Raw genomic sequence first — 12,268 nt, forward strand, 5'->3', positions numbered from 1 at the left:
GTATGGGAGGGGAAAAGATTGACTAACCCAGAGAAGCCATTGTTTGTCCTATCAAAAGAAGATTGGTCCCTCCATCGCAAAGGTCATGATGATCAGCAACGTCATCAAGAAAAAGTGCAAGATGCCATCAAACAACAACTACCTGATTTGGTTACAGAAGAACGTATCATTTTATCTAATGGAAAAGACATCGTGAAAATTCCCATTCGCTCATTAGATGAATATAAAATTCGTTATAGTGATGAAAAGAATAAACATGTCGGCCAAGGAAAAGGTGATAGTAAAGTTGGTGACGTGGTAGCGCGAGACGGTTCTCCACAAAAAGGTCAAGGTCAAGGACAGCAAGCAGGAGATAAAGCAGGGGAGGATTATTACGAAGCAGAAGTATCTTTAATGGAAATTGAAGAAGCGTTATTTTCCCAGCTAGCACTGCCAAAACTTGCTCGAAAAGAACGAGACGAAAACAAAGTCGAACATATCGAGTTTAATGACATTCGAAAAACAGGCCTTATGGGGAACATTGATAAAAAGAAAACAATGCTAACAGCTTTTAGACGAAATGCATTATCAGGCGAACCAAAATTTCATCCAATTATTCCAGAGGATTTGAAATTCAGAACGTGGACCGAAACGGTAAAACCGGAATCGAAAGCAGTTGTTTTAGCGATGATGGATACGAGTGGATCTATGGGGATGTGGGAGAAATACATGGCCCGAAGCTTCTTCTTCTGGATGACTCGATTCCTGCGCACCAAGTACGAAAAAGTAGAAATTGAATTCATTGCCCATCATACCGAAGCAAAAGTCGTTACAGAGGAAGACTTCTTCTCGAAAGGAGAGTCTGGGGGAACGATATGTTCATCCGCTTACCGCAAATCACTGGAATTAATCGATTCAAAATACTCTCCTGATCGCTACAACATTTACCCCGTCCACTTTTCCGATGGTGATAACTTAACTTCTGACAATGCTAGATGTATTAAGCTAATTCAAGAACTCCTAACAATGAGTAACATGTTTTATTACGCAGAAGGTAATCAGTATAACCGCAACTCTACTTTAATGAACGCATACCGCAATCTTCAGCATGAAAGATTCCAATACTATGTATTAAAGCAAAAAGCAGATGTCTTTAACTCCTTAAAGTACTTTTTTAAACAAGACGAGGAGTCGACAGCGATGAATAGATAAATTCTTGGGAAAGGACTCCGAAAGTAGGGGTCTTTTTTGTGTTGGTTGTAACAAATATTGGTAGGTTGTCGTCTAGAGTTTGGAATGAGTAAATCTTGCAGAGCACCTGATGAAGGAAAAGCATTGTCAGGTGTCCCATGAGAGCGTCTTGCGGATCACCTAAAGGGTTAAAAGTGATGTCAGGTGTTCCAGGAGAACGTCTTGCGGAACACCTAAAGGGTTAAAAGTGATGTCAGGTGTCCCGGGGGAGCGTCTTGCGGAGCACCTGAGGGGTTAAAAGTGATGTCAGGTGTTCCAGGAGAGCGTCTTGCGGAGCACCTGAGGGGTTAAAAGTGATGTCAGGTATTCCAGGAGAGCGTCTTGCGGAACACCTGAATGGTAGAAAGTGATGTCAAGTGTCCCAGGAGAACGTCTTGCGGAGCACCTGATGAAGGAAAAGCATTGTCAGATGACCTGCGAGAACATCCTGCGGAATAGCAGAAGAGCAAATCCCGGCGTCAGGTATACCGCAGGAACGTCCCGCGGTATAGCAGAAGCGCAAATCCCGACGTCAGGTATACCGCAGGAGCGTCCCTCGGTATAGCAGAAGAGCAAATCCCGCCGTCAGGTATACCGCAGGAACGTCCCGCGGTATAGCAGAAGCACAAATCCCGTCGTCAGGTATACCAGAGGAGCGTCCCTCGGTATAGCAGAAGAGCAAATCCCGTCGTCAGGTATACCAGAGGAGTGTGCCGCGGTATAGCAGAAGAGCAAATCCCGTCGTCAGGTATACCAGAGGAGTGTGCCGCGGTATAGCAGAAGAGCAGATCCCGTCGTCAGGTATACCAGAGGAACGTGCCGCGGTATAGGAGAAGAGCAGATCCCGTAGTTAGGTATACCGCAGGAGCGTGCCGCGGTATAGGAGAAGAGCAGATCCCGTCGTCAGGTATACCAGAGGAGCGTGCCGCGGTATAGCAGAAGAGCAAATCCCGTCGTCAGGTATACCGCAGGAGTGTCCCGCGGTATAGCAGAAGAGCAAATCCCGTCGTCAGGTATACCAGAGGAACTTGAACCCATAGTCAAAACCGTCAAACCAGCACCACTCCAAACACAAAGCGTGCAGTCACAACTTTATTAAACAAAAAAACCGCCTGCAAATGTACTTTGCAGACAGCTCATAACAACTTACTTTTTAAAGATTCCGAATGGCTTACCAACTGGCAAGAACTCGCGGCCGAAATGAGTGTTTAACACAGCAGCAGCAGATCCATAGAAACTTAAGATTGCAATTAATAACTCAGAGATTGCAGCCACCATATGGAAGAAGTGAGGAGCAATTCCGAAACTAGATAAAGATAAACCGATGAATAGGAAGTTGATTAGGAAGAAGATCGAGAATAATACCTTATGCGTTTCCATAGCACCGATTGTCATGTAGATCGTAAAGATTAGGTAACCAACGAACGCGACACCTAATTGGCTTGGATCAACTGCCGCCGCAGCTTCTTCACCGAATACACCGAATTGAATTAACCAAGACATTCCGACACCGAACCAGAATAATCCGAATGCACCGAAAGCAGTTGCTCCGAACGTGTTGTTATGTTTTGCATCTTGAATAGAAGCGATTAGCTGAGCTAGTCCTCCTAAGAAAAGCGCCCAAGGTAGAACGAAAGCTAGTCCATCTGTCCATCCTAATTTTTGGGATGACGCTACTAATGTTACCATCGCCAATCCGAATAGTCCGAATGCGGAAGGATCTGACGTTACAATTTTGACTGATTGTTGCTCAAGTTTAGACACAGTTGTTTTCCTCCTTAAAAAATCATACTGTACCACTTTACTCGATTCTTGTCGAAATTGGTAGAGGGTTTTGGAGATGTAAGCGAAATTTTCATTGTTACTTTTTTGGTAAGGGATCAAATGTTTCCACGTAATTGTAATATAATGGGTTAAAGGGGGAGTCTGCATGCGAGTTTGTGTGAAGATAATTACTATGGTGCTTCTATTGTTGTTGGTTCCGGTTTCGGTAATGGCTGCAATGGAGCCGACAGAGGTGGAAAAAATACATCAGGAAGCATCCATACAAGTAGAAGGAAAAGTTCTAGAAGATGCTTTCCATTCCTTTCAAGAGGAAAAGCAATTTCGAACGGCTAAAGTAGCAGTAACTAAGGTGATAAAAGGAGACGTAGAAGTAGGAGAAGTAATTCCTGTTCGTTATTTCTATGTGTCTAGTTATACAGCTAGAGAGTCTGAAGGTTTGGGAGCCTTAGTCTTGGTACCAGGTGATGAAATTGAAATTTATTTAGAGAAAGAAAATGAGTATTTTACTCCTGTATTGCATGCCTACTCAGTCACAGTCTCAAAGATGGTGGAAGAAAGACCACTTCATGAAGATGTATCAGTCCTAAAGAAATGGAGCGTCTTTTATAGTGGCATACCAATGTGGCAAAAAGAAGTAGCTCTATCCGTCAGTTCCATCGTTGTGCTGCTGTCCCTACCTTTCATCATGTTAGGAATGAGTAGAAAAAAGAAATCTTATTAACTCTGTTTCTTTTTTTGACAAAGTTCGCTATGATGAAATGGAGCGACAAACTTCATAAGTAACAGACAAAGGTGTTCCGAATTTTCGGACTTAAAAGGGAAGTTGGTGAAAATCCAGCGCGGTCCCGCCACTGTAAGTGTGAAGCAATGCCAAGTAAGTTCCACTGTAGCAAAATTGCTATGGGAAGGAGTTGGGATTGCTGCTTTAGCACGAGCCAGGAGACCTGCCTATTGTCTAGCACCAAGAGACCTACGAGGATAGGGTGGTGTGCGACGGACTTTTCGTATTTCCGCATGCACGCTTAAGTGTTTTTGCATAAAAACGCTTTCACTCCCAAACATCTCAGCGTAGAGGTGTTTTTTTATTGCTCAAAAATAGAGACAGACGGAGGAGAAAGAAATGAAAAAGTGGTTGTTAACACCAATGCTTGCCTTGCTTTTAGCAGGGTGTCAAGACGAATCAGCAAAGGAGCCCGTGGAAAATGCAGAAGTACAGCAAGAGGAGAGTACTTCTTTTCCACTTACTGTGACGGATGCGTTAGGAAATGAAGTAACTTTGGAAGAAGATCCTGGACGCATTGTTTCCTTAGTGCCTAGTAACACAGAAATTTTATTTGCCGTTGGAGCTGGCGATGAGGTAGTTGGTGTTGGAGATGCAGATAATTATCCAGAGGAAGTTAAGTCTATTGATAAAATCGGTGGTCTAGAGCTGAACGTAGAGAAAATTATTTCATTAACTCCGGATTTAGTAATAGCTCATGAGATGGTAGCTGGAACTTTTGAAGGAGCTTTAGAGCAATTAAGAAATGCTGGAATCACTGTATATACTGTGAATGACGCTATTTCAATTAGGGACGTACAGGATACCATAATAGATATAGGGAAACTAACTGCTGAAGAGGAAAATGCTAAAGAAGTTGTATCAAACATGAATGTAAAAATAGAAAATCTTCGTGTTAAAACTGCTTCTGTTGAAACTAAAAAGTCGGTATATGTAGAAATAGACTCAAGTCCTTTTTCCGTGGGAAGCGGAACACTTATGGATAACATGCTAAAAGAAATTAACGCGACAAACGTCTTAGGTGATCAAGAAGGATGGATTCAAGTAGACCCAGAATCGATTGTTTCCTTAAATCCAGAGGTAATCTTGTCTACATACGGAGAAGAGTCTGTTGCACAAATTAAAGACCGTAACGGATGGAACACGGTAACAGCTGTCGAAACAAATCAAGTTGCTGCAATCGATGGTGATATTGCTACTCGCCCTGGTCCTCGTTTAGTAGATGCACTGGAACTTTTTGCAAAGGCCATCTATCCAGATGCATTCCAAGAGTAACGTTCCTGTCACGTATATAGGAGCCGCCATTTTTCTTTTGGCGGCTTTTTTCTTCAGCTTATCGATTGGTTCCGTCACCATTTCATTAAATGATATTAGTGCGACATTTCTTCATAGTTGGTTTGGATTAGGTCAACCAGTAGATGCACAAACAGCAGCTATTATTTTAAATATTCGACTGCCTCGAGTTGTATTGGCTTGTCTAGTAGGGATGTCTCTTTCTCTTGCTGGAGCTAGTTTACAAGGGTTACTAAGAAATCCACTTGCTGACCCATATACGCTAGGAATTTCATCGGGTGCATCACTTGGCGCCGTGTTAACACTTTCTTTCGCATGGACTATTCCAGGGTTAGCAATTTTTTCACTGCCTATTATTAGTGCTACCTTTGCTTTTATTACATTAATTTTAGTCATTCTTTTCACGAATACATTTGACCGCTCTATGCGTGTCGAGTCGTTAATTTTAACAGGCATCATCACTAGCTCTTTCCTAGGTGCTATTATGTCCCTAGTTATTGCTTTATCCGGAGAAGAGTTAAGGCAAATTATCGGATGGCTTCTTGGCAGTGTATCCATGAGAGGTTGGTCATACACACTCATGCTTTTACCGTTCTTTTTGTTGGCCTCTATTCTCTTACTCTGGCAAGTAAATGAATTAAATGCACTGGCGCACGGAGAAAATCGAGCGCATCATTTAGGAGTAAATGTAAAAAGGAGTAAGTGGATTGTATTAACTGCTGCTTCTGTTTTAGCAGGGGTGGCAGTATCTGTATCTGGAACAATTGGGTTTGTAGGACTCGTCATTCCTCATTTAGTTCGACTAATCACTGGGGCAAATCATCGCCATGTACTGCCTTTGTCTGTAATTATTGGAGGAGGATACCTCATGCTTGCAGATCTCTTTGCAAGAACCGTCATCTCTCCTACTGAACTACCAATTGGTGTGGTTACTGCATTAATTGGTGCGCCTGTCTTCGGTTTGCTAGTTTACGCTCGAGCAAGGAGGAATAGAAGTTGATTAATGTAGAAGGACTTTCTGTAAATCTAGGAGAAAAAGAAATATTACATGACATCTCTTTTTCTGTGAAAGAAGGGGAATTCATTGGTATTATTGGCCCTAATGGAAGTGGGAAATCTACGCTACTTCAAACCTTAACGCAATGGAATAAGCCGAGTGCAGGGGCCATTTCTTTACTAGAGAAACCTTTAGACTCGTACTCCATGAAAGAGCGTGCTAGTTTGGTAGCATTATTATCACAGCATATGGACCACTCTTTAGGGCAAACAGTAAGAGAGACGATTCAGCTTGGAAGATATGCACATAAGCGAGGCATCTTTCAACAGTGGACAGAGGAAGATGAGGAGCAAGTAAACGAAGCTATCGCGTGGTTAAAACTGCAAAATTACACGAATCGAGCGGTCTCTGATTTATCAGGGGGGGAGAGACAACGGGTTGCTTTCGCTCAAACAATCGTACAAAATCCAAAGGTTCTTTTGTTAGATGAACCAATCAACCATCTAGATGTTCGCTATCAAAAGGAACTTTTAGATTATGTGACGACTTGGGTGAAAGAGTCTTCGAGGTCCGTCATCACGGTGTTTCATGATATCAATATGGCTGCGTTATATTGTGATCGACTGCTTGTGTTACAAGGTGGAAAGCTCGTTAAGGACGGTAAACCTGAAGCCATTTTACAGCAGTCTTTAATAGAAGCAGTTTTTGAGACGAAACCATTTATCTTACCACACGCCACGTTGCCAAAATCGCAGGTGATGTGGACGCCAAGCTCTTCCTATCTACAAGAGGAAACGTCGTTAGACACCACATCTATCACCATTACGGAGACGATGATTCATTATCACACCAAAAAGAAATTACGAACGATTTCGTCTGGCATTACAGGAGCGGGAATCGGCTGGCACAGTCACTTTGTTAATCGCCACGTCACACCCTACTATGATAGTGAACAGCCGAAAGAAGAGATGGAGCAATTCTTACAAGCGCACGGCATTCCATTTTATGATGCAGTGAGCATGATGACGGCGGTGGATATAGAGGATGTAGCGGTGAAAAAAGTGGAAGAACCGTATCCGATGCTTCTCGTTGCGACCGCTGGATTAGGGGATGCCATTGATCCTGTCACGCGTCCATGTCGTAAGGAAATGCAAAATCCTGGTACAATTAATCTATGGATTTTCGTGCATGCAACTCTACCGGATGAGGCGTTACTGCAAGCGTGCATGACAGTGACGGAAGCGAAAGTAAAAGCGTTGCATGATCTAGGTGTAAAAGATTCAGAGACTAATACAATTGCAACAGGAACTGCAACGGATTCGTTGGTTATTGGAGCTACGCAAACGGGACCCCGATTGCCATTTGCAGGGACTGGAACGGAAATTGGTAGCCAGTTGGCAAAGCAAGCGTATGAGATTATTGCGAAAGCCGTGGGAAACAGAGGATAAGGAGTGGGAGCATGATTTGGGGGATTATCATCTTAGGGGTTCTATTTGGTTTCTTAATGTCTATATTTATGAAAACATTTAAAAGCGGCTATGGTTTATCCAATGATTTATATGAACATGCTAGTACGATTAAAATTTGCAAAAATTGTGGGGAGAAGATACCTCGTTCCTATAAAAAGGCAATGTGTCCTTCTTGTCATAAATTAATTGAGTGATAGGGGAACAGTTGTCTTCTTTCTGAAATACGGGTATGGTTAATAAGAACGAAAAAAGGAGGAAGATCAATGAGTATAATTGGATTTATCGGCTGTGGAAATATGGCTCAAGCTATTATCGGAGGTATTTTAGCTTCTGACTATGTACCAGCTGATCACATTATTGCTAGTGCACGTTCTCCTAAAACGTTGGAAAATGCAGCAACTCAATTCGGAATTCGTACGACTCTACATAATAAAGATGTGGCAAAAGAAGCAGATGTCCTATTCTTAGCAGTAAAGCCAAATCAATATGCAAAAGTAATGACCATGATTTCTGACTATCTGAAAGAAGACGTTTTAATCGTCAGCATGGCAGCGGGGGTAACCATTAACCAAATGGAAGACACCTTAGGGGACGACCGTAAAATCGTGCGCACCATGCCTAATACCCCTTCTTTTGTTCGACAAGGAATGACTGCTTACACGGTGAATGGGAAGGTAAGTAAAGATGAGAAGTATTTAATCAATGAGTTGTTAGAGCAGTTTGGGAAAGCGGAAGAGATTTCCGAACAATTGATGGACGCTATTCCAGCAGTGAGCGGATCCTCGCCTGCTTACGGATTCGTGATGATTGAAGCGATGGGGGACGCAGCTGTAAAACAAGGAATCCCTCGTGATCAAGCGTATCGCATGGCAGCACAAAGTATGCTAGGTGCAGCGGCGATGGTACTAGAAACTGGTGACCATCCGGCATTACTGAAAGACCGAGTTTGTTCGCCGGGCGGCGCAACAATCGAAGCAGTGATGGAGTTAGAGCGAAGTGGATTCCGTCACTCCATTCAATCGGCGATGGAAGCATGTACAAATAAGTCCATTGCGATGGGGAAAAAGTGAATTTGGGAGCCTCCACTATACTTAGTGGGGGTTTTTTCTTTACTGGGGAGGGCTATTCTCATCTTGGGTGAGGATTTTCGTGTTGAGAAGAGTATCGAGGGCTTCTATTCTCATCTGGAGGGTGGATTTCCGTTGCGAGAAGGGTATAGAGGGCTTCTATTCTCATCTGGAGGGTGGATTTCCGTTGCGAGAAGGGTATAGAGAGCTTCTATTCTCATCTGGAGAGTGACTTTCCGTTGTGAGAAGGGTATAGAGAGCTTCTATTCTCATCTGGAGGGTGGATTTCCGTTGTGAGAAGGGTATAGAGGGCTTCTATTCTCATCTGGAGAGTGACTTTCCGTTGCGAGGAGGGTATAGAGAGCTTCTATTCTCATCTGGAGGGTGAATATCCGTTGTGAGAAGGGTATAGAGGGCTTCTATTCTCTTCTGGAGTGTAAATTTCCGTTGCGAGAAGGGTATAGAGAGCTTCTATTCTCATCTGGAGGGTGGATTTCCGTCGCGAGAAGGGTATAGAGGGCTTCTATTCTCATCTGGAGGGTGGTTTTCCGTCGCGAGAAGAGTTTAAGGAGCTCTTATTCTCTTCTAGAGCGAGGATCTCAGTCGCTAGGAGAGTTTAAGCCTAGAAATACAAGGAAGCCGCAGAGTCTCCAGCGACTTCACGGCTTAACGAGATTGCTTATAAATGAAAAATAACGCCAATCGATGCCGATACGGAAAGTGTAGATGGCGGGGTCACCGGTGTTGCCGCACTTTTAACCATAGATTGAAAAGGTACCGGAACGGAAGTTTGTTCTAATTCCTCATAGAACTGAACTGGAACTAATTGATATTCATTGCCATATCCCGCTGCTTGTGCGAGGATAGATGCTTTCGTATACGCATCTTGATAAGCGAGCTGCAGCGCTTGTTGTTCTGCTGGCCCTGTGTCGTTAACTGTAAATTCAATGGACTGAACTAGTGTTGCCCCACTGTTAACAGCCTCATCTATTACTTTACCCGTAGCGCTTGGTGGTTTAATAGTGACTAGAAATAGATGTCTAACTTGATAACCTTTAATTTGAGAACTTCCACTAGTTTGATAGTCGTACTGTGGATAGATCGAGTAGTCGACAGTTGCGACAGAATCTTTATCGATACCAAGACCATACAAGGCTTGAAGTAGATTCTCACTTTGCTGAGCATTTTGCCTTTGTGCTTTCTGTAAGGAAGCGTCCTCCGTCTCCACACCGACACGAAGGAGTGCAGTATCTGGTTGTACCTGAACAACTCCCTTACCAATCACTTGAATTTCCGCTGTGTAAAAAGGACCTTGAGACTCATTTTGGTTAGATCGTCTCATGGGTTACACACACTGAAACGATTTAATTTCAGTTAAATCTACTCCGTAATACAGCCAAATAAATCCATACCAACGATAACCGGAGATAGACTTTCTTCCAACGAAAGTAGGAAACATCCAAAACTGTTCGCGGCCTTCTAAACGAATATACGTATAACGATTAAGACATCCTCTGATAGCTCCGGAATCCACCGCTTTTAAACTTGGACCACTTGCTGCAGCCGCTGCTGGTGGACTTGCAGGAGGTGGTGGCAACTGATTAGGATTTAGTGCAGGACCGCCACCTGGATTTTGTCCTTGTCCAGGAAACCCTGGAAACGGTGGAACGTTGCTAGTATTCCCACCAGGACCGAATGGAGGAAATGTTGGAGCATTCTGGTTCCCGCCAGGCAGTCCGAAAAATGGGAAGCCAGGTGTTCCTTGTCCTCCTGCTCCTGGGAAAAATGGAGGAGGAGTGGTGGGTGGCCCTTGCTGCCCAGGTGGAAAAGGAAATAAGTTTATCTGACGAGGATCGTAGTAATACATGGGTGTAACACTCCTTTCGTCTATGTGCATTCATTGAATTGTATGCAGGGAATCTAGTCTTTTGCCTGGCCAATTTAGAAAAGTGGCGAGGACGAGGGGGATTTTGGCGGCTTAAGCGCTTAAGTCGCAGGGGGGAGTGAGGGGAAAAGGGTACAAAAGCGCTTAAGCCGCCGTGGAGAGTAAGGGAAAGCGGGTACAAAAGCGCTTAAGCCGCCCTCCAGCCCCTCCCAAACAAGAAAAAGTATGGACCACATCACTTGGTCAATGATGAGTTGTTACCGATCACGTAACAAAAACCACCCCAAGCAAAACTCAGGGTGGTTACAGATACTATTAGTGTGGTAAGAACGCCAATTGGATAAAGAATAACACTGCAAAAATGTAAACTAGTGGGTGCACTGCTTTCCACTGACCTTTTGCAACTTTTAAAATTGGGTAAGAAATGAATCCTAACGCGATACCAGTTGCGATACTGGATGTAAGCGGCATGCTCAAGATGACAATGAATGCTGGGAACGCTTCGTCTAACTCATCCCAGTTGATGTGTTTTACTGCACCAATCATCAAGCTTCCTACGATAATCAATGTTGGAGCTGTGATAGCAGAAACGCCTGATACTGCACCAACTAGTGGTCCGAAGAATGCTGCAACGATGAAAAGTCCAGCAACGACAACGGATGTTAAACCAGTTCTTCCTCCAGCTGCAACACCAGATGATGACTCGATGTACGCAGTTGTTGGACTCGTTCCGAACATTGCTCCACCTGTAGTAGCGATAGAATCTGCTAGCAAGGCTTGGCGAGCGCGTGGCATCGTGTTGTTTTTCATTAATCCAGCTTGTTGCGCTACTCCAACCATCGTACCAGTTGTATCAAAGATAGTAACTAGTAAGAAAGAGAAAACAACAGCATATAATCCATAAGAAACGACATCACCAATAGCAGTAAGCGGATTTACGACCATCATCCCTTCTGGTAAAGAAGGAAGTGCAACGAATCCGGAAGTGAATGTCAATTGACCAGTGAAAAAGGCAACGATCCCAGTTAACAACATACCGATAAACAGTGCACCGTTCACGCGAAGAACCATTAATACTAATGTCACGATTAAACCACCTAGCGCTAACATAACAGAAGGTTGGTGTAAGTCGCCTAGCTTCACAAGGTTGTTTGGATCTGATTCAACGATACCTGTTAGTCGTAAACCGATAAATGCGATGAACAATCCAATTCCTGCTGTAATTCCGTGTTTTAAATTATCAGGAATTGCTTCAATAAGCATTTTTCGAAAAGGTGTAAGAGATAAAATAATAAAAATAAGACCAGCTACAAAAACTGCAGAGAATGCAATTTGGTACGTAATGTTTTCGTTTGCCCCAACTACGGAGTACGCAAAGTATGCGTTCAATCCCATTCCTGGTGCGATAGCGATTGGATAGTTAGCAGCTAGTGCCATCCAAAGAGTACCGATTACAGTAGCGATAATAGTTGCTAAGAATACTTGATCAAATGGAACTCCTGCATCAGCAAGGATGAACGGGTTAACGATTACGATATAAACCATTGTTAAAAAGGTTGTTAAACCAGCCACAAGTTCCGTACGAACGGATGTCCCGTTTTCTTTTAACTTAAACATGAGGTATACCTCCAAAAATACGAACGTTTTTTAAACACAATGATTATATTATTCGTATTTACTATTAGAATCAAGTGGGGGGACAGATTTTGTAATCAAATTGTAATATAAAATCCAATAAATAGAAAAGACGTATAACATATAAATGTTATACGTCTTTTAGTC

The 12,268-nt window shown here is 43.2% G+C and carries 11 protein-coding genes and 1 riboswitch; of the genes, 7 read left to right on the forward strand and 4 right to left on the reverse strand.

The window, feature by feature from the left end; all coding sequences use genetic code 11:
- The first annotated feature begins 18 nt into the window (after positions 1-18).
- Positions 19-1,191: a sporulation protein YhbH gene (gene yhbH / locus G8O30_RS02050; RefSeq protein ID WP_239673339.1), complete on the forward strand. Its 1,173-nt coding sequence runs from the start codon at positions 19-21 to the stop codon at positions 1,189-1,191.
- Between the two features lie 1,164 nt (positions 1,192-2,355).
- Here yhbH and G8O30_RS02055 read toward each other — a convergent pair.
- A complete protein-coding gene (locus G8O30_RS02055) occupies positions 2,356-2,973 on the reverse strand; it encodes an acetate uptake transporter (RefSeq protein WP_239673340.1) in 618 nt (205 codons plus the stop codon).
- Between the two features lie 166 nt (positions 2,974-3,139).
- Between G8O30_RS02055 and G8O30_RS02060 the strand changes: the two genes are divergently transcribed.
- The 6 genes from G8O30_RS02060 (at position 3,140) to proC (ending at position 8,604) form a co-directional block, all read left to right on the forward strand.
- Positions 3,140-3,715 carry a hypothetical protein gene (locus G8O30_RS02060; RefSeq protein ID WP_239673341.1) on the forward strand — a complete coding sequence of 192 codons (576 nt, stop codon included), beginning with the start codon at positions 3,140-3,142 and terminating at the stop codon, positions 3,713-3,715.
- A 52-nt stretch (positions 3,716-3,767) separates the two neighbouring features.
- Positions 3,768-3,961: riboswitch (cobalamin riboswitch) on the forward strand.
- Positions 3,962-4,114: 153 nt separating this feature from the next.
- Positions 4,115-5,050 carry an ABC transporter substrate-binding protein gene (locus tag G8O30_RS02065; protein ID WP_239673342.1) on the forward strand — a complete coding sequence of 312 codons (936 nt, stop codon included), beginning with the start codon at positions 4,115-4,117 and terminating at the stop codon, positions 5,048-5,050.
- Positions 5,034-6,068, forward strand: coding sequence for a FecCD family ABC transporter permease (locus tag G8O30_RS02070; protein ID WP_239673343.1), 1,035 nt, complete (start codon positions 5,034-5,036; stop codon positions 6,066-6,068). The genes G8O30_RS02065 and G8O30_RS02070 overlap by 17 nt, the downstream gene beginning before the upstream one ends.
- Entirely contained in the window at positions 6,065-7,513 is a 1,449-nt protein-coding gene (locus tag G8O30_RS02075; RefSeq protein ID WP_239673344.1) for an adenosylcobinamide amidohydrolase, read from the forward strand. Before G8O30_RS02070 ends, G8O30_RS02075 begins: the two co-directional genes overlap by 4 nt.
- An 11-nt stretch (positions 7,514-7,524) precedes the next feature.
- Positions 7,525-7,728, forward strand: coding sequence for a hypothetical protein (locus G8O30_RS02080; RefSeq protein ID WP_239673345.1), 204 nt, complete (start codon positions 7,525-7,527; stop codon positions 7,726-7,728).
- 69 nt (positions 7,729-7,797) lie between these two features.
- Entirely contained in the window at positions 7,798-8,604 is an 807-nt protein-coding gene (gene proC, locus G8O30_RS02085; protein WP_239673346.1) for a pyrroline-5-carboxylate reductase, read from the forward strand.
- A 676-nt stretch (positions 8,605-9,280) separates the two neighbouring features.
- On the opposite strand, the gene G8O30_RS02090 is transcribed toward proC, so the two are convergent.
- From G8O30_RS02090 to G8O30_RS02100, 3 genes are all read right to left on the reverse strand, one after another.
- The gene (locus G8O30_RS02090) at positions 9,281-9,943 is read right to left on the reverse strand and encodes an SIMPL domain-containing protein (RefSeq protein WP_239673347.1); all 663 of its coding nucleotides are present in this window, start codon (positions 9,941-9,943) and stop codon (positions 9,281-9,283) included.
- A 3-nt stretch (positions 9,944-9,946) separates the two neighbouring features.
- Positions 9,947-10,468: a transporter gene (locus tag G8O30_RS02095; protein ID WP_239673348.1), complete on the reverse strand. Its 522-nt coding sequence runs from the start codon at positions 10,466-10,468 to the stop codon at positions 9,947-9,949.
- A gap of 333 nt (positions 10,469-10,801) precedes the next feature.
- Entirely contained in the window at positions 10,802-12,103 is a 1,302-nt protein-coding gene (locus tag G8O30_RS02100; protein ID WP_239673349.1) for an NCS2 family permease, read from the reverse strand.
- Positions 12,104-12,268: the final 165 nt, after the last annotated feature.

The organism is Mangrovibacillus cuniculi, from assembly GCF_015482585.1.
GTDB classification, from domain to species: domain Bacteria; phylum Bacillota; class Bacilli; order Bacillales; family R1DC41; genus Mangrovibacillus; species Mangrovibacillus cuniculi.